At 74.0% G+C, this 21468-nt stretch carries 21 protein-coding genes; 9 read left to right on the forward strand and 12 right to left on the reverse strand.

Features of this window, described 5'->3' with window-relative positions; translation table 11 throughout:
- The first annotated feature begins 126 nt into the window (after positions 1-126).
- Positions 127-1299: an 8-amino-7-oxononanoate synthase gene (locus AZE13_RS31405; RefSeq protein WP_066939689.1), complete on the forward strand. Its 1173-nt coding sequence runs from the start codon at positions 127-129 to the stop codon at positions 1297-1299.
- Here AZE13_RS31405 and AZE13_RS31410 read toward each other — a convergent pair.
- The 4 genes from AZE13_RS31410 to AZE13_RS31425 form a co-directional block, all read right to left on the reverse strand.
- On the reverse strand, positions 1223-2593 hold the full coding sequence (locus AZE13_RS31410; RefSeq protein ID WP_066939692.1) for a cytochrome P450: 1371 nt from the start codon (positions 2591-2593) through the stop codon (positions 1223-1225). The two genes, AZE13_RS31405 and AZE13_RS31410, sit on opposite strands and share 77 nt — an antisense overlap.
- A gap of 1 nt (position 2594) precedes the next feature.
- Entirely contained in the window at positions 2595-3695 is a 1101-nt protein-coding gene (gene bioB, locus AZE13_RS31415; RefSeq protein ID WP_066939746.1) for a biotin synthase BioB, read from the reverse strand.
- Positions 3696-3930: 235 nt separating this feature from the next.
- On the reverse strand, positions 3931-4647 hold the full coding sequence (gene bioD, locus AZE13_RS31420; protein WP_066939694.1) for a dethiobiotin synthase: 717 nt from the start codon (positions 4645-4647) through the stop codon (positions 3931-3933).
- Between the two features lie 96 nt (positions 4648-4743).
- Positions 4744-5745: a zinc-dependent alcohol dehydrogenase family protein gene (locus tag AZE13_RS31425; protein ID WP_066939697.1), complete on the reverse strand. Its 1002-nt coding sequence runs from the start codon at positions 5743-5745 to the stop codon at positions 4744-4746.
- Between the two features lie 117 nt (positions 5746-5862).
- On the opposite strand from AZE13_RS31425, the gene AZE13_RS31430 reads away from it, so the two are divergent.
- Genes AZE13_RS31430 through AZE13_RS31455 form a run of 6 tightly spaced genes read left to right on the forward strand, consistent with a single transcriptional unit; the run spans position 5863 to position 11272 of the window.
- A complete protein-coding gene (locus AZE13_RS31430; RefSeq protein WP_066939699.1) occupies positions 5863-6348 on the forward strand; it encodes an acyl-CoA thioesterase in 486 nt (161 codons plus the stop codon).
- The gene (locus AZE13_RS31435; RefSeq protein WP_258528118.1) at positions 6345-7028 is read left to right on the forward strand and encodes an energy-coupling factor ABC transporter ATP-binding protein; all 684 of its coding nucleotides are present in this window, start codon (positions 6345-6347) and stop codon (positions 7026-7028) included. The genes AZE13_RS31430 and AZE13_RS31435 overlap by 4 nt, the downstream gene beginning before the upstream one ends.
- Positions 7025-7762, forward strand: coding sequence for an energy-coupling factor transporter transmembrane component T family protein (locus AZE13_RS31440; protein WP_079124575.1), 738 nt, complete (start codon positions 7025-7027; stop codon positions 7760-7762). Before AZE13_RS31435 ends, AZE13_RS31440 begins: the two co-directional genes overlap by 4 nt.
- Positions 7759-8340: a biotin transporter BioY gene (locus tag AZE13_RS31445; protein ID WP_066939705.1), complete on the forward strand. Its 582-nt coding sequence runs from the start codon at positions 7759-7761 to the stop codon at positions 8338-8340. Before AZE13_RS31440 ends, AZE13_RS31445 begins: the two co-directional genes overlap by 4 nt.
- A 6-nt stretch (positions 8341-8346) precedes the next feature.
- Entirely contained in the window at positions 8347-10011 is a 1665-nt protein-coding gene (locus AZE13_RS31450) for an AMP-binding protein (protein ID WP_066939708.1), read from the forward strand.
- Positions 10004-11272, forward strand: a complete 1269-nt coding sequence (locus AZE13_RS31455; protein ID WP_066939711.1) for a thiolase family protein — start codon at positions 10004-10006, stop codon at positions 11270-11272. The genes AZE13_RS31450 and AZE13_RS31455 overlap by 8 nt, the downstream gene beginning before the upstream one ends.
- A 63-nt stretch (positions 11273-11335) precedes the next feature.
- On the opposite strand, the gene AZE13_RS31460 is transcribed toward AZE13_RS31455, so the two are convergent.
- On the reverse strand, positions 11336-12784 hold the full coding sequence (locus tag AZE13_RS31460; protein ID WP_107288552.1) for a GH1 family beta-glucosidase: 1449 nt from the start codon (positions 12782-12784) through the stop codon (positions 11336-11338).
- A gap of 239 nt (positions 12785-13023) precedes the next feature.
- Between AZE13_RS31460 and AZE13_RS31465 the strand changes: the two genes are divergently transcribed.
- Entirely contained in the window at positions 13024-14034 is a 1011-nt protein-coding gene (locus AZE13_RS31465) for a chitinase (RefSeq protein ID WP_066939750.1), read from the forward strand.
- Between the two features lie 75 nt (positions 14035-14109).
- Here AZE13_RS31465 and AZE13_RS31470 read toward each other — a convergent pair whose 3' ends face one another.
- Positions 14110-14889, reverse strand: a complete 780-nt coding sequence (locus AZE13_RS31470) for a LysR family substrate-binding domain-containing protein (protein ID WP_066939716.1) — start codon at positions 14887-14889, stop codon at positions 14110-14112.
- Positions 14890-14946: 57 nt separating this feature from the next.
- Between AZE13_RS31470 and AZE13_RS31475 the strand changes: the two genes are divergently transcribed.
- Positions 14947-15348, forward strand: coding sequence for a DUF5997 family protein (locus AZE13_RS31475; RefSeq protein ID WP_066939719.1), 402 nt, complete (start codon positions 14947-14949; stop codon positions 15346-15348).
- 45 nt (positions 15349-15393) lie between these two features.
- Here the strand turns inward: AZE13_RS31475 and AZE13_RS31480 are convergent, their stop codons facing one another.
- The 6 genes from AZE13_RS31480 to AZE13_RS31505 all read right to left on the reverse strand — a co-directional run bounded on the left by AZE13_RS31480 (position 15394) and on the right by AZE13_RS31505 (position 21413).
- Positions 15394-16092, reverse strand: coding sequence for a GntR family transcriptional regulator (locus AZE13_RS31480; RefSeq protein ID WP_066939753.1), 699 nt, complete (start codon positions 16090-16092; stop codon positions 15394-15396).
- A 47-nt stretch (positions 16093-16139) separates the two neighbouring features.
- On the reverse strand, positions 16140-17522 hold the full coding sequence (locus AZE13_RS31485) for an aldehyde dehydrogenase family protein (protein WP_066939722.1): 1383 nt from the start codon (positions 17520-17522) through the stop codon (positions 16140-16142).
- Positions 17519-18523: a proline racemase family protein gene (locus AZE13_RS31490; RefSeq protein WP_066939725.1), complete on the reverse strand. Its 1005-nt coding sequence runs from the start codon at positions 18521-18523 to the stop codon at positions 17519-17521. The genes AZE13_RS31485 and AZE13_RS31490 overlap by 4 nt, the downstream gene beginning before the upstream one ends.
- A gap of 67 nt (positions 18524-18590) precedes the next feature.
- Positions 18591-19499, reverse strand: coding sequence for a dihydrodipicolinate synthase family protein (locus AZE13_RS31495; RefSeq protein ID WP_066939728.1), 909 nt, complete (start codon positions 19497-19499; stop codon positions 18591-18593).
- 35 nt (positions 19500-19534) lie between these two features.
- Complete coding sequence (locus AZE13_RS31500; protein WP_079124576.1) at positions 19535-21118, reverse strand: NAD(P)/FAD-dependent oxidoreductase; 1584 nt, start codon at positions 21116-21118, stop codon at positions 19535-19537.
- Positions 21105-21413 (reverse strand): (2Fe-2S)-binding protein, encoded by a 309-nt coding sequence (locus AZE13_RS31505; RefSeq protein WP_066939756.1) that lies wholly within the window; start codon positions 21411-21413, stop codon positions 21105-21107. Before AZE13_RS31505 ends, AZE13_RS31500 begins: the two co-directional genes overlap by 14 nt.
- Positions 21414-21468 lie beyond the last annotated feature (55 nt).

Below are 21468 nucleotides of genomic sequence, written 5' to 3' on the forward strand. Positions count from 1 at the left end.
CGTGCTGTCCAACTCGTTCGGCTTCGGCGGCCACAACGGGAGCCTGATACTGGGGCCTTGCCGGACGTGGACCCCGCCTCCTGAGCCTCGATCGAGCCCTGAGCCACGACGTCCGAGGGAGTCCGCATGGATCAGCCGGCGCACGACCGCCAGCCGCCGCCCGAAGCCGTCTTCGCCTGGCTGGACGACAGCGCCCGGCGCCGGGAGCGGGCCGGCCTGCGCCGTGCGGTACGGGTCCGGGACGCCGCCGGGCCGGGGATCGATCTGGCCGGGAACGACTACCTCGGCCTCGCCACCCACCCCGAGGTCACCGCCGCGGCGGCCCGGGCCGCCGCCGTCTGGGGAGCCGGAGCGGGCGCGGCGCGGGTGGTGACCGGGACCATCGGGCTGCACCACGAACTGGAGCGGGAACTCGCCGCGTTCTGCGGCACCGAGGCGGCCCTGGTCTTCTCCTCCGGATATCTGGCCAATCTGGGGGCGGTCACGGCCCTGTGCCGGCCCGGCAGCCTGGTGGCGGCGGACACCGCGAACCATGCCTCGCTGATCGACGGCTGCCGGCTCTCGGGAGCCGAGGTGGTGGACGTCCCGCACCATGACACCGCCGCGCTGGAGAAGGTACTGGCCGGCCGGCGCCGGCCACGGGCCCTGGTGGTCACCGAGTCCGTCTTCTCGGTGGACGGGGACCTCACCGACCTGGCCGAAGTGCGGTCCGTCTGCCGCCGCCACGGTGCCGGACTGCTGGTGGACGAGGCGCACGCACTCGGTGTGGTCGGCGGCCGCGGGGAGGGCGCGCTGGGTGCGGCGGGCCTGGCCGGGAGCCCGGACACGGTCGCCACCGTCACGCTGTCCAAGGCGCTCGGTGCGCAGGGCGGCGCGGTGCTGGGGCCGCGCCGGGTGATCGAGCACGTGATCAACACGGCTCGCGGATTCCTCTTCGACACCGGTGTCGCACCGGCCTGCGCGGGTGGCGCCCTGGCCGCGCTCCGCGTCCTCGGGCGGGAGCCGGAACGGGCCGCCCGGGTCCGCGCGGTGGCCGCCCGGCTGCACGCCGGACTGGCCGCGGCCGGGCTGCCGGTGGCCCCGGCCCGGGCCGGCGTGGTGTCCGTACGGGCCGGCTCCGCACGGCATGCAGTGGCCTGGCGGGAGCGGTGCCGCGAGGCGGGGGTCGAGGTGGGGTGTTTCCGTCCGCCGTCGGTGCCGGACCGGTTCTCCCGGCTGCGGCTCACCGCCCGGGCGGACCTGACGGACGATCAGGTGGACGGTGCGGTAACGGTGATCGCGGACTGCCGTCCCGGCTGAGCACTCCGTCCCGGCCCTGCGGCCCGTCCCGGCCGGCCCCTCCGGCCCGGCGGACCGGGACGGAGGGGGGCGCGCGGAAGGACAGCAGCCCGCGCATCGGGACGTCCCGCCCGGCGTGGGCCGGCCGGAGGTCGGGCAGCCGCGCCGAGACCGCGTGCAGTACCGTCCCGGCCTCCATGCGGGCGAGCGCGGCGCCGGGGCAGCGGTGCCGCCCCAGCCCGAACGAGAGGTGTTCCCGGGCATGCGGCCGGTGCGGGCACAGGCGCTCGGGGCGGGCGAACATCCGCGGATCGGAGCCGGTGGCCGCGAGCATCAGCAACAGCTGGGCGCCCTCGGGCAGTTCGGCTCCGCCCAGGCGGGCCGGCCGGGCGGTCACCCTGCGCCAGGTGGTCAACGGCGGTTCCCGGCGCAGCATCTCCTCGGCCCAGGCGGCGGCCAGTGCGCGGTCCCGGCCCAGCGCGGGCCACAGCGCGGTGTCGGACACCGCGCGCAGCAGCATGGTGGCGAGCATCTGCCCGGTGGTGGCCTGCCCGGCGATGACCATGAAGTAGCAGACGGCGATGGTCTCCTGGCGGCTCAGCGGCGTACCGTCCGGGTGCCGGTGCGCGGCGAGCAGTCCGAGGAGGCCGGTGCCGCCGGGGGCCGCCCGCTCGGTGAGGCCGCCGAGCCACTGGTGGAACTCGGCGGCGAGCCGGGCCAGCGGCAGCTGGCGTTCGCGGGGCGGAGCGCCCCAGAACAGTTCCAGGGAGGCGTCGTTCCAGCGGGCGAGCAGGTCGATGTCCACATCGATGTCGCCCTCCAGTCCCAGCACCCGGAGCATCACCTCGAACGGCAGGTCCCGGGTGAGCGCGGCGACCAGATCGCAGGTCCCCCGGTCGGCGAGCTCCCGCTCGATCCGGTCCAGGCGTGGCGCCAGCAGGCGTTCGACCACCGGCGCCGCGGCCGCCACCCGGTCACGGCCGAGCAGGCCGGCGATCAGCCGCCGCAGGCCCGCGTGGGTGGCCGTGCCGTTGTTGGCGAGCGTCGGCGGGAGGGTGAACCCCGCCCTCGCCAGGCAGCGCAACGCGGGCACGGACAGCCGGACCACCGCGTCGAGCGCGTTGTCCGGACGGTACAGCTCGGGGTCGAGCAGCACCCGGCGCACCTCGCGGTGGCCGCTGACGAGCCAGAGGCCGGTCCCCGGGTCGTGGTGGACCGGGCCGGTCTCGCGCAGCGTCCGGTACACCGGGTAGGGGTCGTGCAGGAACTCCGGTGAGAACAGGTCCACCGCGAGGGCGGGATCCGTCGACGTCACGTCACGTGTCCGCCTGCGGGCCGGGGGTGTGTGGCAGGGCGTCGGGCGGCAGGTTGGGGGGCAGGCCGGTGCCCGTGCCCCGTCTGCGTACCCTGACCGCGTCGTCCCGGTGCTTGGGCAGGGTGGTCTCCGTCATGCCCTCGACGACGAAGCCGGCGTCCCGGATCATCTCCAGGTCCGCGGCGCCCGGCTGGCCCTCGCTGGTCAGGTAGTCGCCGAGGAACAGGGAGTTGGCGAGGTGCAGGGCCAGCGGCTGCATACCCCGCAGATGGATCTCCCGCCCGCCGCCCAGCCGGACCTCGACGTCGGGGCAGACGAACCGGACCATGGCGAGGATGCGCAGACAGTGCTGCGGGGTGAGGCCCCATTCTCCGGCCAGAGGGGTGCCCTTGAAGGGCATCAGGAAGTTCACCGGTACCGAGTCGGGGTCCAGTGCGCGCAGCGAGAAGGCCACGTCGACCAGTTCCTCGGGGCGCTCTCCCAGGCCGGCGATCAGGCCGGAGCACGGCGAGAGGCCGGCGGCCCTGGCCTGTTCGACGGTCTCGACGCGGTCGGTGTAGGTGTGCGTGGTGCAGATGTCCGCGTAGCGGTCCCCCGCGGTGTTGAGGTTGTGGTTGTACGCGTCCGCGCCCGCCTCGCCCAGCCGTGCGGCCTGGCCCTCGGAGAGCAGCCCGAGGCAGGCACAGACCTCGACGCCGGGGCTCTCGGCCCGGATCGCGGCGATGGTCTCGGAGACCCGCCCGATGTCCCGGTCGGTGGGGCCGCGTCCGCTGGCCACCAGGCAGACCCGTTTGGCGCCCGCGGCGAAGCCCTGTGCGGCGGCCTCGGCGGCCTCTCGCGGGGTGAGCCAGGTGTACTTGAGGATCTCGGCCTGTGAGCCGAGCCGCTGTGAGCAGTACGAGCAGTCCTCCGGGCAGAGCCCGCTCTTGAGGTTCACCAGGAAGTTCAGCTTCACCCGGCGGCCGAAGTAGCGGTGGCGTACCCGGGAGGCGCCGGCGACGACGTCGAGGACGGCCTCGTCGGGGGTCTTCAGGAGGGCCAGGGCCTCGGCGCGGGTGGGTGGTTCACGCCGGAGCGCCTTGTCGACCAGTGTGCCGATCAGGTCGTCATGGGCGGCGTGGGCGGCGTGGGCAGCAGTGTCGGTGGGGGCAGCAGTGTCGGTGGGGGCAGCGGTGTCGGTGGGGGCGGTATCCACGGCGGGTGTCCTTCCCGCTCGGACGGATGAGACCGGACCGGGTGTCGGTGCGGTGCGGTGCGGGTGTCCCGTGGCCGAGTATTCACCGGTGTCCCGCACCGTAAAAGGGGTGGCTCCGGACAACACCGGAAGGCGCCCTCGCTCAGGTCCGCCAGTGTACGGCGAAGTCCGTGGCCTCGAAGCGTCCGCCCAGTGGTGCACCCAGTCCGGCCCGCGCAGCTGCGGCGAAGGCCTCCCGGCCCCGTTCCGCCATGGCCCGGGGCAGGACGCCGATCAGCGGCCCGCCGGTCATCTCGGGGAGGTCGGTGAGGTTGCAGCGCATGGCCAGATCCGGCCGTGCGGGCCAGCTGCCGATCACCACACCGTGCAGCCGGGCGCCCCGGCGGGCCAGCGACTCGGCGGTCAGCGCGGCTGCGTTGAGGGTGCCGAGGCCGGCGGTGGTGACCACCACGACCGGCGCGGCCAGGTCCGCCGCGAGGTCCGCCAGGGTCCATCCGGTGTCGTCGAACCGTGCCAGCAGGCCGCCCGCCCCCTCGATCAGTACGAGGTCGTGGTCGGCGTCCAGCTCCCGGACGGCCGCTGCCGCGGCGTCCCTGCGCAGTCCCGGCAGCCCCGCCCGGCGGGCAGCCGTGGCGGGCGCCAGCGGCTCCGGATAGCGCGCGAGCTCCCGGGTGCCGAGGGGGCCGGCCAGCCGGACCACCTCGGCGAGATCGCCGTCCTGGTGGGGCAGCACCCCGGTCTGGGCGAGTTTCACCGCGGCGACGCGCCGGCCCGCGGTCAGCGCGAGCGCCGCCACCGCGGCCGTGGTGACGGTCTTCCCGACCTCCGTACCGGTCCCGGTAACGGCCAGCAGTGCCATGGTCCCTCCCCTTGTCCGGTTGTACGGGGTGTTCGCCCCTCTTTCCAGTTGCCCGGATCGCTCGCCCGTTGCCCGGTTGCCCGGGTCGTTCGTCCGTCAGCCGGTGAGGCGGAGCAGCACCTTGCCCCGCCGTCCCGGCTCCGTGTCCCGCTCCAGCGCCTGCCGTACGGCGGCCAGTGGGTACTCCCCGGCCACCGGTGAGGCGGCCGTACCATCCAGGACCAGGCCGAACGCCTCCGTCAGGGCGTCGGTGAGGCGGTCCGGGGCGTCGGCGTGCGCGCGGTGCACCCAGTCCCGGAGCCGGAACAGGACGATCCGTACATCGCGCCGCTCGGCCGGCAGCTCTGGTGGCAGGGGGTGTCCGGAGAGCAGGCCATAGTGCACGAGGGTGCCGCCGGGGGCGAGCGCGCGGCCCAGCTCCGCGCCCTCCGCGCCGCCCACCGCGTCCAGCACCACCTCCGCGCCGAGGCCGCGGGTGAGCTCGCGCACGGCCTGCCCCGCCGCGCGGTCGGCGGTGCACACCGCCGCGGTCAGCTCGGTACCGGCGAGCCGGGTCAGTCCGCGCGGATGGCGGACGACGGCGATCGGCCGGATCCCCGCGCGGTTCAGCATCCGGATCAGCATCCGGCCGATCGTGGCGGCGGCGGCGTTCACCACCACCGTCCCCGCACCCGGTTCCAGGACGTGGTGACGGACCATCAGCAGTGCGGTGAGCGGGTTGATGTACGCGGTGGCCGCCTGCTGGTCGGTGAGCCCGGGGTGCACGGGGAAGCACCACCGGGCGTCGGTCACCTTGGTCTGCTGCCAGGCGCCCGCGCTGCCGAGCGGAAGCACCCGCTGCCCGGCCCGGAGGTCCCGCACGTCCGGGCCGGTCTCGGCGACCACCCCGACGCCTTCGAAGCCCGGCACGAACGGCAGGACGGTACGGGAGGCGTACGCACCGGAAATGGTCACCAGGTCGGAGGGGTTGACGCACGCCAGCCGCATCCGGACGGCCACCTGACCGGGCCCGGGCCGGGGGGGCAGGTACTCCTCGGTGCCCACCACCTCGGCGGCGGGGCCGAATTCCCTGACGATGCTGCGGAGGCTCCGGGGCATCGGCGAATCCTCACATGGTGGTGACAGTGCGGTGGCGGCTGGGTACCGTGCTGCTGTCATAGGCAAAGGTGCCATCAGCACAGGCAGCTGGTGACCCTACACGGAGAGCGGGGGTCCGTGCGGCAGCGAGTTCCGTTCTCGGACGTGGACATGCACGGCCATGTGCACAACGGGGTCTACTGCTCCTACGCGGAGACCGCGGTCAACGAGCTGCTCCGCGAGGCGGGGCTGGCCGCGCGCTTCGACCCCCGGTCCGACGCGCACGGTGTCGTCTACCACGTCAAGAAGATCGAGCTGTGCTACGAGGGTCCGGCGGGCTTCGACGACGTCCTGGACATCACCGCTCACGTCCGGCGGATCGGCACCAGCAGTCTCGCCTTCGACGCCGTGATGGTGCACGCCGGGGACCGGGCGCCGGTCGCACGGGTCGAGGTGGTCTGGGTGTGCGTCGACAAGGAGGCCGGCCGGGCCCGCCCGATCCCGGCGCCGACCCGCGAGGCGCTCGCCGCCCTGCGCCCCGCCCCGGACGACGCCCCGGATGACGCCCCGGAGCAAGCGCCGGCGGAGGCCCCGGAGCCACAGCGCCGGCCCGAGAGCCGGTGACCGTGCGCATCACCCTGGACGGCGTCTCCGTACGCTTCGGCCCCCGCACGGTGCTGGACACCGTCGGCGTCGAGCTGACCGAGCAGCGGATCGGCGTGATCGGCGCCAACGGCTCCGGCAAGAGCACCTTCGCCCGGCTGCTCAACGGCCTTGTCCTGCCCAGTGCGGGCACCGTACTGGTCGACGGCCGGGACACTGCGAAGGACGCCCGCCGGATCCGCCGGCAGGTCGGCTTCGTCTTCCAGAACCCGGACAACCAGATCGTCCTGCCCCTCGTCGAGGAGGACCTGGCCTTCGGCCTGCGGAACACCGGTGTGCCCCGCGCGGAGATACCGGGCCGGGTCCGCGACGAGCTGGAGCGCCTCGGCATCGGTTCCCTCGCCGACCGGTCCTCTCATGCCCTGAGCGGTGGCGAGAAGCAGCTCGTCGCGCTGGCCGCGGTGCTGGTCATGCGGCCGGAGACGGTGGTGTTCGACGAGCCGACCACCCTGCTGGACCTGCGCAACCGCAATCGGCTCCGGGCCGTGATCGCGGAGCTGCCGCAGCAGGCCGTGGTCCTCACCCATGACCTCGATCTGCTGACCGGCTACGACCGGGTGCTCGTCCTCGACCAGGGCCGCGTGGTGTACGACGGCACGCCGCAGACCGCCGTGCCCTGGTATGTGGAGCACTGCTCATGAGGGTGTCGCTGTACGTGCCCGGCACCTCGCCGCTGCACCGCGCCCCGGCCGGAGGCAAGCTGGCGGCGCTGCTGGTGTGCGGCGTGGCCGTCTTCCTCACCGGGTCGGTGGCCGTCCTCGGTCCGGGCGCCGTCCTCGCCCTGGCCCTGCTGCTCTCCGTACGGGCGCCCCGGGAGCGGCTGGTCCGGCAACTCCGTGGCCCGGCAGGGGTGCTGGCCGTGGTGGTGGCGGCCGCCGCCCTCACCGAATCGGTGCACACGGCGCTGGTGGTGGGGCTGCGTCTGGCCGTCCTGCTGCTGTCCGCGCTGAGCGTCACGTTCACCACCCGGACCTCGGAACTGCAGCGCGTGCTGGAACTGATGCTGCGTCCGCTGGACCGGGCGGGGCTGGTGAACGCGCCGGCGGTCGCCCTCGCTGTGTCGCTGGCGCTGCGCTTCGTCCCGGAGGTGTTCCGGCAGTTCCAGGAGATCCGGGAGGCCCAGGCGGCGCGCGGTCTGCGGGGCAGTCCGGTCGCGCTGATCGTGCCCCTGGTGATCCGGGTGCTGAAGTCGGCGGAGGACATCGCGGCGGCCATCGACGCCCGTGGCTATCCGCCGGCCCGCTCCGGCGGCCCCGCCCGTGACGAACGGACCGCACGGACCGAACGAACCGCACGGACGGCACGGACCGCACGGACCGCACGGCTGGAACGGACCGAAGACACCGAACGGACCGGCGGAAAGGCATCCGGATGACCGCACCCACCCGTCGCCTGATGAGCACCCAGGACCTCGTCCTGATCGCCCTGTTCTGCGCGATCATCGTCGCGCTGGGCCTGGTCCCGCCGGTCACCATCGCGATCGTCCCGGTGCCGATCACCCTGCAGACGCTGGGGGTGATGCTCGCCGGCGCGGTGCTGGGTCCGGTCCGCGGCGCCTGTGCCTGTGCGCTGGTCGTGCTGCTGACCGTGCTCGGGCTGCCGGTGCTGGCCGGCGGCCGGGGCGGGCTGGGCGTGATCCCCGGGCCGACCGGCGGATATCTGCTGGGCTGGATTCCCGGTGCGTTCGTCACCGGACTGCTGGTGCAGCGGGTCGCGATCCGGCTGACGGGCCGTGTGCCGCAGCTCGCCGCCCACTTCGCCGCCTGTGTCGCGGGCGGTCTGCTGACCGTCTACGCGATCGGCATCCCCTGGACCGCGCTCACCACCGGTCTCGGTATGGGCAAGGCCGCGGCCGGCGCCCTGTACTTCGCGGTCGGGGACCTCCTCAAAGCGGCGGCCGCGGCCGCGGTGGCGCACAACGTACGACGCTCCTATCCGATCGAACCGAGGTGAGCGCGGATGCCGGTGGCACAACAGGTGGCGCGGACCGGGGCCGGACCCCGTGGCGAGGAGGCCGCCTTCACGCTCGACGGCCAGGTCGTGACACACCGCCAACTGGCCCGGCGGGCCGCCGCGGTGGCGGCCGGACTGCGGACCGTCCCCCCGCAGGACCGGCGGTGGCTCCCCGCCGGCGCCCGCCTGCTCGCCATCGGCACGGGCAACCACCCGGTCTTCGCCGAGCTGTTCACCGGCGCGACGGCGGGCCGGGGCGTCTGCGCCGTACTGGACCCGCACTGGGGCACGGCCCAGACCCACGCGGTGCTGGCACGGCTCCGCCCCGACCTCGTGGTGTGCTCCGCCGGACAGACCGCACTGCACGGCGTGGCGGACCGGCTCGGCATCCGGACCCTGATCGCCGGCGACGGGCGCCCACCCGCACCGGCGCACGGGCCCGGCTCGTCCGGGGCGGACGGCCCAGCCGGCTCATCCGATGCGTCCGGCTCATCCGATGCGTCCGGCTCGTACGACAGGTGGCTCGGCGAACGCCTCGGCGCCGACCCGGCGGAACACCTGGCGCCCGGCGCGGACGCCACCCCCTTCCTGGTCGGCTTCACCTCCGGCAGCACCGGCCTGCCGCACGCCTTCCACCGCTCCCGCCGCTCCTGGCGGATCAGCCTCGCCGAGGGCCGCGAGGTCTGGGGCATGGACGCCGGGCAGCACACCCTGGCACCGGGCCCGCTCGCGCACGGCCTGAGCCTCTACGCACTGGCCGAGTGCCTGGAGAGCGGGGCGGCCTTCCACGGGCTGAGCGGATTCGACACCGCGGCGGTGCTGCGACGGCTGGCACGCGGATCCGTCCGCCGGCTGGTCGTGGTGCCGAGCATGCTCAGCGCCCTGTGCGCCGCCACCGAGGACTCCGGCGCGCCCCCGGGGCAGCGGTTCGACGAGGTGGCCACGGTGGTCAGCGGCGGCGCCAAACTCTCCCCCGGCCTGCTCGCGCCGGTCGCCGGGTTACTGCCCCGGGCCCGGGTGCGGGAGTACTACGGCGCCTCGGAACTGGGCTTCGTCACCGTCGGCTCACCCGGCCCCGACACCGCCGCCCAGGACGTCGGCACGGCGTTCCCCTCCGTCACGCTGGAGCTCCGCGACGCCGGGGGCGCCCCCGTGCCCCTGGGCACGAAGGGCACGGTGTACGTACGGAGTCCGCTGGTATGCGACGGGTATGTCTGGGGCGAGGGCAGTTTCCGTACCGACGGGGACTGGGCCACGGTCGGGGACACCGGCCGGCTCACGGCGGACGGGCACCTCCATCTCCTCGGCCGCGGCGGCATGGTGATCACCGGTGGCCTCAACGTCTACCCGTCCGAGGTGGAGAGCGCCCTCATCCGGCTGCCGCAGATCGACCTGGCACTGGTGACCTCCGTCCCCGACGACTATCTGGGCCGGGCGCTGGTCGCCGTCGTCACCGGGTCCGGTACCCGGGGGCTGACCCAGTCCGCGGTGCGCGAGCTGTGCGGCGCCGCCCTGCCGCGTTACCAGGTGCCCCGCCGCTTCTACACCCTGCGCGCGTGGCCGCTGACGTCGAGCGGCAAGATCGCGCGGGGCCGGGTCGAGGAGTGGCTGGCCGAGGGCGACGCCCGGCTCGTCCCGTTCCCGGACGCGTCCGGGGGATCCGATGACTGAGACCGGTGGGCACGGTGAACTCCCCGACGACCGGCAGCCGGTGGTGGTCGCGGCCCGCCGAACCCCGATCGGCCGGGCCGGCGGCGCACTGGCCGGGATCGAGGCGTCACAACTGGTCGCCGCCGTGATCCGGGACGTACTGGCCGATGCGCGCACCGAGCCCGCGCGGGTCTGCGATGTCCTCGTCGGCAACGCGGCCGGCGGGGGCGGCAACCTCGCCCGGCTGGCCGCGCTGGAGGCGGGGCTCCCGATGGACGTGCCCGGCGTCACCGTGGACCGGCAGTGCGGCTCCGGCCTGGAGGCCGTCGTCCTCGCCTGCCGGCTGGTGGCCGCCGGGGCCGGGGAGGTGTATCTCGCGGGCGGCGGCGAGAGTGTGAGCACCGCCCCGTGGCGGGTACGGCAGCCCCGACGCCGGGGCGGTATGCCCGAGTTCTACGCCCGGGCCCGCTTCGCACCGGAGTCGGTGGGCGACCCGGACATGGGGGTGGCCGCGGAGAACGTCGCCACCCGCTACGGCATCACCCGCGACCGGCAGGACGCGTTCGCCCTGCGCAGCCATCGCCGGGCGGTCAGTGCCCAGCGGAGCGGCCGGTTCGCGGCGGAGCTCACCCCCGTACCCACCGACCACGGCCTCGTCACCCGCGACGAGTGTCCCCGCCCCGGCACCTCTCCGGCCGCGCTGTCCGCGCTGCGTCCGCTCTTCGCCGCCCCGGGGGAGGGGACGGTCACCGCGGGCAATTCCTGCCCGCTCAACGACGGCGCGGCCATGGTCCTGGTCACCAGCAGGTCGGTGGCCCGCGCGCTCGGTCACCGGCGCGCCCTGGCCTTCGTCGACGCGAGTACCGCCGGTGTGGACCCGAATCTGCTGGGCATCGGCCCGGTCGCGGCCACCCGCCGGCTGCTGGCCCGGCGCCCGGATCTCGCCACGGACCCCCCGGACGGCCCACTCCCCGGCCCCGGTTCCGGTGGCCGGGGGATCGCGGCAGCGCGCATCGAGTTCAACGAGGCCTTCGCCGCGCAGGTCCTCGCCTCGCTGGACGCGCTGGACATCGCGGAGGAGCGGATCAACCTGGACGGCGGTGCGCTCGCCCTGGGCCATCCGTTCGGCGCCTCCGGCGCGGTCCTGGTCACCCGGCTGTTCAGCCAGCTCGTCCGCGCCCCGGCCCCGGACCTCCCGCCCGGCGCCCGGGGCCTGGCCATGCTGGGGATCGCCGGCGGGATGGGCCTCACCGCACTGTTCTCCGCACAGCCGACGGACTGACCGGGGATCCGGCGGACCCGACGCCCAACTCCCGTACTTCTGACGACAGTTGAACGAAAGTTCCTACGCCTCCACGCCGTTCCGGGCGACCACTGCGGCGTACCAGCGGGCGCTGTCCTTCAGGGTGCGTCGCTGCGAGGCGTAGTCGACGTGGACGATGCCGAACCGCTTGCTGTAGCCGTACGCCCACTCGAAGTTGTCCAGCAGCGACCAGACGAAGTAGCCCCGCACATCGGCCCCGTCGGCGATCGCCCGGTGCACGGCGGCCAGGTGCTGGTGCAGGTAGGCGATCCGTTCGGGATCGTGGACCCGGCCCTCCGGATCGGCGTAGTCGTGGTAGGCGGCACCGTTCTCCGTGATCAGGAGCGGGGTGTGCGGCAGCTCGTCGCGGAGCCGGGTCAGCAGCTCGTACAGTCCGCCGGCGTCCACCGGCCAGTCCATGGCGGTACGCGGCCCCGGCGCCGGCGGGAGCCGCACGTCTCCGGCGGCCCCCGGCCACGGCGACCGGGGCCGGGACGACGAGGGCGAGGTGTGCGCACCGGCCGCGACCACCAGCGGCGTGTAGTAGTTGACGCCCAGGGAGTCGATGGGCGTGGCGATGGCCTCCAGGTCGCCGTCGTGCACATACGACCAGTCGGTGACCTCCGCGGTATCGCGCACCAGGTCCTCGGGCAGCCGCCCGTGGAAGACCGGATCGAGGAAGAGCCGGTTGGCGACGGCGTCGACACAGCGGACCGCTTCCCGGTCGGCCCCGCTGTCGCGCGCGGGCCGCAGCGCGAACAGGTTCAGGGTCAGGGAGATCTCCGCCGAGGCCGGGAGCGCCGCGCGCAGGGCCTGGACGGAGCGCCCGTGGGCGAGGTTGAGATGGTGCGCGGCGCGCAGCGCGGCGGCCGGGTCGGTGCGGCCGGGGGCGTGGATGCCGGCCGCGTACCCGAGGAAGGCCGCGCACCACGGCTCGTTGAGGGTGATCCAGGTGGCGACCCGGTCACCGAGCGCCTCGGCCACGTACCGCGTGTAGTCGGCGAAGCGCTCGGCGGTGTCGCGCCGCGGCCAGCCGCCGCCCGCGGCATCGGCGGAGTCGCCGGGCAGCCCGGTCTCCAGCTGCTGCGGAAGGTCCCAGTGGTAGAGGGTGGCGACCGGCCGGATACCGGCGTCCAGCAGTTCGTCCACGAGCCGGCGGTAGAAGTCCAGCCCCTTCTGGCTGGCCGGGCCCCGCCCGTCCGGCTGGACCCGGGGCCACGCCACGGAGAAGCGGTAGTCGCTCACGCCCAGCTCTCTGAGCAACGCCACGTCCTCCGGCATGCGGTGGTAGTGGTCGGCGGCCGTGTCGCCGGTGTCGCCATGGAGGACCTTGCCGGGCGTCCGGCTGAAGGTGTCCCAGATGGACGGACCCCGGCCGTCCTCCTGTGCGGCGCCCTCGATCTGGTACGCGGCGGTGGCGGTGCCCCAGCGGAATCCGGCGGGGAACCGGAGCGTGGCGGACGCGTCGGGACGGAACTCGTTGGTGGTCATGTACAGCGACTCCCGGAAGGTGGACATGAGACGGGGATGACGGTGAGGTGCGGAGAAGCGGCCCGACCAGGCTCCCTCACCCTGGCACCCAGGCGGCGATGACGCCACCAACTCCCCCGCATTCGCCGCCCCTTGACGAAAGGTATGGACCAACTTACGGTGTGGCGCACCCCGTCGCCCCACGGAAGGAGCCCGGCGTGACCGGTCGGCTGTCGCGTCTCCTGAGGGTTGGCCTGGCCATGGCCGTCACCGCACCCATGCTGATCGCCGCGGCGCCGAGCGCGCCCCGGGACGCCGCCTGCGCGGCCGGGCCCAGGCCCTCGGGCAAGGTCCTCCAGGGGTACTGGGAGAACTGGGACGGTGCGGCGAACGGCGTCCATCCGCCGTTCGGCTGGACGCCGGTCACCGATGCCCGGATCCGCGATCACGGATACAACGTCCTCAACGCGGCGTTCCCCGTCATCCGCTCGGACGGCACGGCCCTCTGGGAGGACGGGATGGACGCGACGGTGAAGGTCCCGACCCCGGCCGAGATGTGCCAGGCCAAGGCCGAGGGCCTCACGATCCTGATGTCCATCGGCGGAGCGGCGGCCGGTATCGACCTCGGCTCCAGCACCGTCGCGGACCGGTTCGTCGACACGATCGTGCCGATCCTCCAGGCGCACCACTTCGACGGGATCGACATCGACATCGAGACCGGCCTCAGCGGCAGCGGCGACATCAGCCGCCTGTCGCCCTCGCAGACCAACCTGATCCGCATCATCGACGGCATTCTCGCCCGGATGCCTCCGGACTTCGGCCTGACCATGGCCCCGGAGACGGCCTATGTCACCGGCGGAAGCGTCACCTACGGATCGATCTGGGGCGCCTACCTCCCCATCATCAAGAAGTACGCGGACAACGGCCGGCTCTGGTGGCTGAACATGCAGTACTACAACGGCAGCATGTACGGATGCCGCGGCGACTCGTACGCGGCCGGCACGATCGAGGGGTTCACCGCGCAGACGGACTGCCTCGACAAGGGGCTGACGGTCCAAGGCACCACGATCAGGGTCCCCTACGACAAACAGGTTCCGGGACTGCCCGCGCAGCCGGGCGCCGGTGGCGGCCATATGCCTCCGGACCTGGTGACGCGGGCCTGGAACACGTACCACAACGGCTTGAAGGGCCTGATGACCTGGTCGGTCAACTGGGACGGGGCCGGGAACTGGACGTTCGGCGACAACGTCAAGGCTGCACAGGGCCGCTGAGAGGCGCAGCGCTCACTTCAGCGCTGAAGGCACAGTGCTCGCTTCAGCGCTCACCCGAGCTCACCGCGGACGTCACTAGCGGCGGGGTTTACCCCTTTTGCCCCGCTTGATTCCCTTGGGTGCGCCGGAGCCCCTCCGCGCCCCCTTGCCCGATGACGTGGGCTTCGGCTTCCCCGCCGCGGGCTGCCGCCGCGCGCCTCCCGTGCCGGGCCGGTCGCGCTGCGCCTCCGCCGGGGCGGCGGGACGGCGGCCCCGGGTGCTGTTGACGGTCCGCCCGCGGACGATCCCGATGAAGTCGTCCACCAGATCGGTGGTCCGGTCCTCCCGCCACGACAGCGCCACCCGCGACTCGGGGGTGCCGGTGACCGGCCGGTAGGTGAGGTCCTTGCGGTGATGCAGACGGGCGAGCGACTGCGGCACGACGAGCAGCCCGACGCCCGCCGCCACCAGCTCGACGGCGTCCTTCGTGGTGGCGGGACGCTCGATCGCCGGCCGTCCCGGCGGATGCTCCCAGTCGAGCGTGTCGTCCAGGGGGTGGAGCACGATGTCGTCGGCCAGATCCTCGGGGGTCACCTCGTCGGCCGCGGCCACGAGGTGGTCCTTCGGGACCACCACCACCGTCGTCTCGGTGTACAGGGGGATCGCGCTGAGGTCGGTCCGGTCCGTCGGCAGGCGCAGGAGCCCGGCATCGGCGCCGCCGTCCCGCAGCACCCCAGAGGCTTCCTCGGCGGATACCTGGACGAGGTGCAGGGGTACGTCCGGCAGGCGCTCGTTCCAGATCCGCACCCACTTGGCGGGCGTCACTCCCGGGACATACGCGAGCCGGAACGAAGGGGATGTTTCCGAGCCTGTCACCCCACCAGGTTACCGGTCGTGGTCAGAGGTCGCGCACACGCTCGATACCCTGGACCCATGAAGTCGCACCAGACCGCCCAGACGATGAAGCCCGCCACCGCGGCGAAGAAGCTGGGTGTGTACCTCGAAGCCACCCCCGCCGAGTTCCGGGAGGGCGTCGTCTCGCGCACCGAACTCAATGCGCTGCAGGCGGACCCGCCCGAGTGGCTGCGGGAGCTGCGACGCAACGGCCCGCACCCCCGTCCGGTGGTCGCCGCGAAGCTCGGCGTCTCCATTTCCGGCCTCGCGCGCGGCGGTGTCACCGAGGCCCTCACCACGGAGCAGATCGACGCGCTGAAGGCCGAGAACCCCGAGTGGCTGCAGAAGGAACGCGCCACCCAGGCCGAGGTCCGCAAGGAAGCGGCGCGCATCAAGGAAAAGCACAAGGCCCAGAACGAGGACGCCCAGAACAAGGAATAGCAGGAAGGGAAGGAAGAAGAAGAGAAGGAAGAGGAAGCGGACGGGCTAGGGCCTGTCGCTCCGCGCACTCCCCTGTGAGCCGTCGCCGCCGGCCCACAGGGAGCGGACGTGGCCCAGGTGCCTGGCCATGCACTGCTCGGCCTTCTTCGCGTCGCCCGCGAGCATCAGGCCGAGCAGCTCCAGGTGCTCCTCGGCCGAGGGAAGCAGCTCACCGCGCTCGTCCAGGGCCGTGAGCCCGTAGAGCCGGGAGCGCTTGCGCAGGTCGCCGACGGTCTCGACCAGCCGGTCGTTGCCGGAGAGCGCCAGGAGCGACAGGTGGAACCGCCGGTCGGCCTCCAGATAGCCGATGAGGTCGTGGTCGCGGGCCGCCCGCACGATCTCCTCGGCGACCGGGCGCAGCGCCTCCAGCTGCTCGCGGGTGGCGCTGCGGGTGATCCGGCCGACCATGGGGATCTCGATCAGCGCGCGGATCTCGGTGTACTGGTCGAGGTCGCGCTCACTGAACTCGGTGACCCGGAAACCCTTGTTCCGGACGGGCTCGACCAGGCCTTCGCGGGCCAGGTCGAGCATCGCCTCGCGGACCGGCGTGGCGGAGATACCGAAGTCCTCGGCGAGGGTGGGCGCCGAATACACCACGCCCGGACGCAGCTCGCCGGAGATCAGGGCGGCTCGCAGGGCATGGCTCACCTGGTCGCGCAGCCGCTCCCGGCCGGCGTTGAGGTCACGGTGCTTCAGGTGCCCCATGGTGGTCATGATCCCTTCGGTCTGGTATGGACCACCACCGTACAATGTCACGTTGCTCCCGCGGGCGACAGGGTGTACGTCCGGCTGGAGGTGTAGAACTCCAGTGCCGCCCGGCCCTGTTCGCGCGGCCCGTGACCGGAGGCCTTGGTGCCGCCGAACGGCAGATGGAAATCGACACCGGTGGACGGGGCGTTGAGCCGGATCAGCCCGGTGTCGAGCCGGTCGAGCCCGTGCAGCGCCGCGTCCAGGCCGGCGGTGTGGACCGAGGTGACCAGGCCGTACGGCACGGAGTTGGTGATCCGCACCGCGTGGTCCAGGTCATCGGCGGCCAGCAGGACCGCGAGCGGGCCGAAGACCTCTTCGCGCAGCAGCCGGTGCCCCGCGGGGACCTTCTCCACCAGCGTCGGGGCCGCGTACCAGCCGGGCCGCTCGGGTACGGTGCCGCCGACGAGCGCCCCCAGGCCGCGCCAGGCGTCACCGACCTGATCGCGGGCGGACCGGCCGATGAGCGGCCCGCACACGGTCGCCGGATCGGCCGGGTCCCCGGACGGAACGGACCGCAGCGCTTCGCAGAGGGCTTCGCGCAGCGGGTCGAGGGCCGCGCCGACCGCGATGACCCGGCTGGTGGCGGTGCACTTCTGGCCCGCGTAGCCGGCGATCGCGGCGGCGAGATGGGCGGCGGCCCGCCCGATGTCGGCGTCCGGGAGGACGATCGCCGCGTTCAGGCCGCCCATCTCCGCCTGGACCGGAACGCCCCGGGCCGTGGCGTCGCATACGACGGCCCGGCCGACGGCGGTCGAGCCTGTGAAGGAGAGGACATCGGCGGCGGAGACGAGCGCGCCGCCCTCCGTCGCCCCGCCGGGCAGCACGGTGAACACCCCGTCGGGCAGGGCCGGTCGGACGAGTTCGGCCAGCCGCTGCGCGCAGGCGGTGGCCTCGGGGGCGGGTTTGAGGACGACCGCGTTGCCGGCCGCGAGCGCCGGGGCGGCCTTCCAGCTCGGGATGGCGAAGGGGAAGTTCCAGGGGGTGATCAGCCCGGCCACGCCGTGCGGGCGGCGGCGGGTGAGCAGCAGGCCGGGGCCCGTGGCGGTCTCGTGGACCGCACCGGCCGGTTCGTACGGGGCCTGGGCGTAGTAGCGCCAGATGGCGGCGGTACGTGCGACTTCGGCCCGGGCCTCGGTGAGCGGCTTGCCCACCTCGCGGACGGCGAGCGTGGCCAGTTCGGCCGCATGGGCGTCGAGGGTGTCGGCGACCGCGCCGAGGGCGGCCGAGCGGGCGGCCGCCCCGCCGGCCAGCCAGTCCGGCTGGGCGGCCCGGGCCCGTTCCACGGTGCCGGCCGCCGCGAAGGCGCCGGGCGCCGCGATCTCCAGCAGGACGTCGGCGGGGTCGGCCGGGTTGTGCGAGGTGATGAGGGAGGCAGCGGCGGTCACAGGAGGAATCCTCCGGGGAAGGGGTCGTCCGGGTCGAGGAGGTACTGGGCGGTGCCGGTGATCCAGGCGCGTCCGGTGACGGTCGGTACGACGGCGGGCAGTGCGCCCACGGTGGTCTTCTCGGTCAGCCGCCCGGTGAAGCGGGTGCCGATGAAGGACTCGTTGACGAAGTCGCGGCCCAGGGGCAGTTGCCGGCGCGCGTACAGCTGGGCCATCCGGGCCGAGGTGCCCGTACCGCACGGGGAACGGTCGAACCAGCCGGGGTGGACGACCATCGCGTGCCGCGAGTGGCGGGCGTCGGATCCGGGAGCGGCTAGGTAGACGTGCTTGACCCCGGCGATCTCCGGCCGCTCGGGATGCACGGGCCGCTCGGGTGAGGCGTTGACCGCGTCCATGACCGCGAGTCCGGCGGCCAGCAGGTCGTCCTTGCGCGCCCGGTCGAACGGCAGCCCCAGCGCGTCGAGTTCGACGAAGGCGTAGAAGTTGCCGCCGAACGCGAGGTCGTAGGTGACGGTGCCGTACCCGGGCACGGCGGCCTTGCGGTCCAGAGCGGCGCAGAACGCCGGCACGTTGGTGAGCGTGACCGCCGTGGCCGCGCCGTCGGCCACCTGGACCTCGGCGGTCACCAGCCCCGCCGGGGTGTCGAGGCGGACGGTGGTGACCGGTTCGGCCACCGGCACCATGCCCGTCTCGACCAGGACGGTGGCGACCCCGATCGTGCCGTGTCCGCACATCGGGAGCAGCCCGGAGACCTCGATGTACAGGACTCCGTAGTCGGCGTCAGGGCGGGTGGGCGGCTGGAGGATGGCGCCGCTCATGGCGGCGTGGCCGCGCGGCTCGTACATCAGGAGCGTCCGGAGGTCGTCCCGGTGCTCCATGACGTACGTCCGGCGCTCGGCCATGGTGGCGCCGGGGAGGGTGCCGACGCCACCGGTGATCACGCGCGTGGGCATGCCCTCGGTGTGCGAGTCGACGGCGTGGAAGACATGGCGGGTGCGCACGGGCTTCCTTTCGGTCTGTCTTTCGGTCTGTGGATGGGCGGGCTGTCCGTGGGGGTGCGGCGGGTGATCAGCGGTGGCCGTCGGCGACGGCCTTCTCGGTGGCGGCCCGCACCGCCGCCTCGGCCTCCGCGGTGAGCGGGGAACGCGGGGGGCGGGTGGGCCCGCCCCGGCGCCCGACGACATCCATGGACACCTTGACGGCCTGGACGAACTCGGTCCTGGAGTCCCAGCGCAGCAGCGGGTGGAGGGAGGCGTAGAGCGGACGGGCGGTGGCCAGGTCTCCGGCGACGGCGGCGCGGTAGAGGGCAGCGCAGCCGGCGGGGAAGGCGTTGGGGTATCCGGCGATCCAGCCGACCGCACCGGCGACGGCGAGTTCGAGCAGGACATCGTCCGCGCCGATCAGCAGATCGAGTTCCGGGGCGAGTTCGGCGATCTCGTACGCCCTGCGGACGTCACCGGAGAACTCCTTCACGGCGACGACGCTGCCGTCCTGGTGCAGCCGGGCCAGCAGGCCGGGGGTGAGATCGACCTTGGTGTCGATGGGGTTGTTGTAGGCGACGACCGGCACGCCGGCCCGGGCGACCTCGGCATAGTGGGCGCGCACACCCGGCTCATCGGCCCGGTAGGCGTTCGGGGGCAGCAGGAGCACCGAGCGGCAGCCTTCCCCGGCCGCCTGCTCCGCCCAGCACCGGGCCTCGGCGCTGCCGTAGGCGGAGACGCCGGGCATGACGCGCGCCGCGTCACCCGCGGCCTCGACCGCGGTCCGCACCACGCGGGCCCGCTCCTGGTCGGTGAGGGTCTGGTACTCGCCGAGCGAGCCGTTGGGCACGACACCGTCGCAGCCGTTGTCGAGCAGCCAGCGGATGTGCTCGGCGTAGGCGTCGTGGTCGACGGACAGGTCGTCACGCAGGGGCAGGGCGGTGGCGACCATGATGCCGCGCCAGGGGCGGGCGCTGGTCCAGCCAGTGGTGGTCATACCGGCGAAACCTCTCTACGGAAGGTGACAAGGGGTCAGCCGTTGCCGCCGGGGGCGGGACCGGCCTCGGGGTGGGGATCGGTCGCGGGCTCGGGGCCGGGCTCGGAGTCGGAGCCGGGATCGGCGTCGGCGTCGTGGCCAGGGAGGGGATCGGGATCGGGATCGGGGTCGGCCGAGGTCCCGGGCCGGGGCTCGGCGGGGTCGTCGAGCGCGGCGAGCACCGAGAGCCGGACCGGCACGGCGAACGGGCGGCGTTCGGCCGGTGGTTCGGCGTCACGGCCGCGGGCCGCGAGACAGGCCACCGCCGGGCCGCACATCCGGCCCTGGCACCAGCCCATACCGGCCCGGGTCAGCAGTTTGACGGTGCGGCCGTCGTGCGCTCCGAGGTCCTCGGCCGCCTCGCGGATCCGCCCGGCGGTGACCTCCTCACAGCGGCACACCTCGGTGTCGTCCGTGAGCCAGCGCGGCCACTCCGGGCCGGGCGCGTGGGCGACGGCCATCGCGTCGGCGAAGGCGCGCATCCGGTCCCTGCGGCGCCCGAGTTCCCGGACCCGGCCGCCATGGGCGGCGCGGCCCAGCACCCGCGCGGCGATGGCGATACCCGCCAACTCTCCTTCGGTTCTCGCCAGTTGTGCCCCGCCCACTCCCCCGGTCTCGCCCGCCGCCCACAGGCCGCGCACCGAGGTCTCCTGGAGGCCGTCCAGGGCCAGGCCCCGGGTGCCGTCGGGCAGCGGGCGGGTGGTACAGCCGAGCGCCGTGGCCAGGTCGATCTGGGGGACGAGGCCGTGCCCGACGGCCAGCGCGTCGCAGTCGATCCGGCGCCCCGTCCCCCGTACGGGGCGCCAGTCGCGGTCGAGACGTGTGACGGTGACGGCCTCCACCCGGTCGGTGCCGTGCACCTCGGTGACCGCGCTGTGCGGCCGCAGCCGCACCCGGTGCCACAGCAGCGCGGCGCCGTGGACCAGCGCTTCGGCCACCTTGTGCGGGTTGGTGACCAGCGCCCGGGGGTGCCGGGCGTACCGCGGGTAGCCGGCTGCCTCGACCACAGCCGGCACTCTGGCGCCGGCGGCGGCCAGCGAGGCGGCCACCGCGAGCAGCAGCGGACCGCTGCCCGCCACGACGACCCTCCGGCCGGGCAGCACCAGCCCGGACTTCAGCATGGCCTGCGCTCCCCCGGCACCCACGACGCCGGGCAACGTCCAGCCGGGGAAGGGCAGCTGCCGTTCGTACGCGCCGGTCGCCAGCAGGACCGCGCGGGCCCGTACCCGCACGGGGCGCTCGCCGCCGCCGTCGGCCCCGGTGACGGCATGCACGGACCACCCACCGGCGGCCTCCTCGTCCCTGGTCACGCTCCACACGTGATGCCCGGGAAGGTGGCGGACAGCGCTCCGCGCCAGCCGTCGGCGCAGGTCGGCGTAGGCGGACCAGTCGTGGTGCAGGGCCTCGGGCCGGACGGCTCCCAGGGCGGGCGCCGGGGTGCGGTAGAACTGCCCGCCGGTCTGCGCGGCGGTGTCCAGCAGGGCGACGGAGAGCCCGAGTTCACCGGCGGCCACGGCCCCGGCGAGACCGGCGGAGCCCGCACCGATCACCGCGAGATCGTACGGTTCAGACGTCGGCACGGCCGTGTCCTTCCTGCGTGGTGACGGTGTCCCCCGGCCGGGCCGGCACCAGGCAGGCCCGCCGGTTGGGCTCGCCGTTGATGGTGGCGAGGCAGTCGTAGCACTGGCCGATGCCGCAGAACGCGCCCCGGGGGCGCCCGCGGACGCGGGTGGTGCGCCAGGCCAGGATTCCGGCTCCCCACAGTGCGGCGGCGACGGACTGGCCGGGCAGCGCGGTGACCTCGCGCCCGTCGAAGGTGATCCGGAACGGCGGACCGGGCTGGGCGCCGGCCAGGCCGGCAGGGGTACGGGCCACGGATCCTCCTCTGATGGCGGTCACGTCGGTTGTGGCGGTCATGGCGGTCACGCGG

The organism is Streptomyces sp. NBRC 110611 (genome assembly GCF_001590865.1).
Taxonomy (GTDB): Bacteria; Actinomycetota; Actinomycetes; order Streptomycetales; family Streptomycetaceae; genus Streptomyces.

Excerpts from the sequence above, each read along its gene's own strand:
- AZE13_RS31405 (WP_066939689.1), top strand. The coding sequence starts at position 127 with ATGGATCAGCCGGCGCACGACCGCCAGCCGCCGCCCGAAGCCGTCTTC.
- bioD (WP_066939694.1), bottom strand. The coding sequence starts at position 4,647 with ATGGCACTGCTGGCCGTTACCGGGACCGGTACGGAGGTCGGGAAGACC.
- AZE13_RS31425 (WP_066939697.1), bottom strand. The coding sequence starts at position 5,745 with ATGCCCCGGAGCCTCCGCAGCATCGTCAGGGAATTCGGCCCCGCCGCC.
- AZE13_RS31440 (WP_079124575.1), top strand. The coding sequence starts at position 7,025 with ATGAGGGTGTCGCTGTACGTGCCCGGCACCTCGCCGCTGCACCGCGCC.
- AZE13_RS31445 (WP_066939705.1), top strand. The coding sequence starts at position 7,759 with ATGACCGCACCCACCCGTCGCCTGATGAGCACCCAGGACCTCGTCCTG.
- AZE13_RS31450 (WP_066939708.1), top strand. The coding sequence starts at position 8,347 with ATGCCGGTGGCACAACAGGTGGCGCGGACCGGGGCCGGACCCCGTGGC.
- AZE13_RS31455 (WP_066939711.1), top strand. The coding sequence starts at position 10,004 with ATGACTGAGACCGGTGGGCACGGTGAACTCCCCGACGACCGGCAGCCG.
- AZE13_RS31460 (WP_107288552.1), bottom strand. The coding sequence starts at position 12,784 with ATGACCACCAACGAGTTCCGTCCCGACGCGTCCGCCACGCTCCGGTTC.
- AZE13_RS31465 (WP_066939750.1), top strand. The coding sequence starts at position 13,024 with ATGGCCGTCACCGCACCCATGCTGATCGCCGCGGCGCCGAGCGCGCCC.
- AZE13_RS31475 (WP_066939719.1), top strand. The coding sequence starts at position 14,947 with ATGAAGTCGCACCAGACCGCCCAGACGATGAAGCCCGCCACCGCGGCG.
- AZE13_RS31480 (WP_066939753.1), bottom strand. The coding sequence starts at position 16,092 with ATGGGGCACCTGAAGCACCGTGACCTCAACGCCGGCCGGGAGCGGCTG.
- AZE13_RS31495 (WP_066939728.1), bottom strand. The coding sequence starts at position 19,499 with ATGACCACCACTGGCTGGACCAGCGCCCGCCCCTGGCGCGGCATCATG.